General features: G+C 57.5%; 1 protein-coding gene. It reads left to right on the top strand.

Features of this window, described 5'->3' with window-relative positions; all coding sequences use genetic code 11:
- Position 1: 1 nt before the first annotated feature.
- Positions 2-1,177: an elongation factor Tu gene (gene tuf / locus B4968_RS18600; protein WP_083100840.1), complete on the top strand. Its 1,176-nt coding sequence runs from the start codon at positions 2-4 to the stop codon at positions 1,175-1,177.
- The last annotated feature ends 88 nt before the right edge of the window (positions 1,178-1,265 follow it).

Genomic DNA, 1,265 nt, shown 5'->3' with positions numbered 1-1,265 from the left:
CATGGCTAAGGAAAAGTTTGAACGTAATAAGCCGCACGTCAACGTCGGAACCATCGGCCACGTTGACCACGGTAAAACCACTCTGACCGCAGCAATCACCAAATATTTTGGTGACGTCAAAGCCTACGACCAGATCGACGGCGCACCTGAAGAAAAAGCCCGCGGCATCACCATCTCGACCGCACACGTTGAGTATGAAACTGACGCGCGCCACTACGCGCACGTCGACTGCCCCGGCCACGCTGACTATGTGAAAAACATGATCACCGGTGCGGCGCAGATGGATGGCGCGATCCTGGTTGTGAACGCAGCTGATGGCCCCATGCCTCAGACCCGCGAGCACATCCTGCTGGGCCGCCAGGTTGGCATCCCCTACATGGTTGTCTTCATGAACAAAGTTGACCAGGTAGACGACGAAGAGCTGCTCGAGCTGGTTGAAATGGAAATCCGTGAGCTGCTGTCCAGCTACGACTACCCAGGCGACGATATCCCAATCATCGCGGGTTCCGCTCTGGCGGCGATGGAAGGCACCAACCCTGAAATCGGCGAAAACAAAATCCGCGAGCTGATGGCTGCCGTTGACGAGTATATCCCTACGCCTGCGCGTGCCGTTGACCAGCCCTTCCTGATGCCTGTTGAAGACGTGTTCTCGATCTCTGGTCGTGGTACCGTTGTGACCGGCCGTGTTGAGCGTGGCGTGATCAATGTTGGCGACAGCATTGAAATCGTTGGCCTGAAGGACACTCAGACCACCACCTGTACCGGTGTTGAAATGTTCCGCAAGCTGCTCGATCGCGGTGAAGCCGGCGACAACATCGGCGCCCTGCTGCGCGGTATCGACCGTGAAGCTGTTGAGCGTGGCCAGGTTCTGTGTGCACCTAAGTCGGTGAACCCACACACCAAGTTCGAAGCAGAAGCCTATATCCTGACCAAGGATGAAGGCGGCCGTCACACGCCATTCTTCGCGAACTACCGTCCCCAGTTCTACTTCCGGACCACAGACGTCACCGGTACCGTTACTCTGCCCGAGGGCACAGAAATGGTTATGCCTGGCGACAACCTGAAGTTCGACGTTGAGCTGATCGCGCCCATCGCGATGGAGCAGGGCCTGCGCTTCGCGATCCGCGAAGGCGGCCGCACCGTCGGCGCTGGTGTTGTTTCCAAAATCACCGAGTAAGACGCGCTCGCGCGTCTGGTGGTGACAGGTGATTTTCCCATATGGGAAAATCGCCGAGAACCACACAGAACTGTTCTGCGAAAGGGCG

The sequence above is a fragment of the Pseudophaeobacter leonis genome, assembly GCF_002087335.1.
GTDB classification, from domain to species: domain Bacteria; phylum Pseudomonadota; class Alphaproteobacteria; order Rhodobacterales; family Rhodobacteraceae; genus Pseudophaeobacter; species Pseudophaeobacter leonis.
Note: the sequence above shows the minus strand (reverse complement) of the source record. Positions and strands in the feature narration are given on the sequence as shown.

Excerpts from the sequence above, each read along its gene's own strand:
- tuf (WP_083100840.1), top strand. The coding sequence starts at position 2 with ATGGCTAAGGAAAAGTTTGAACGTAATAAGCCGCACGTCAACGTCGGA.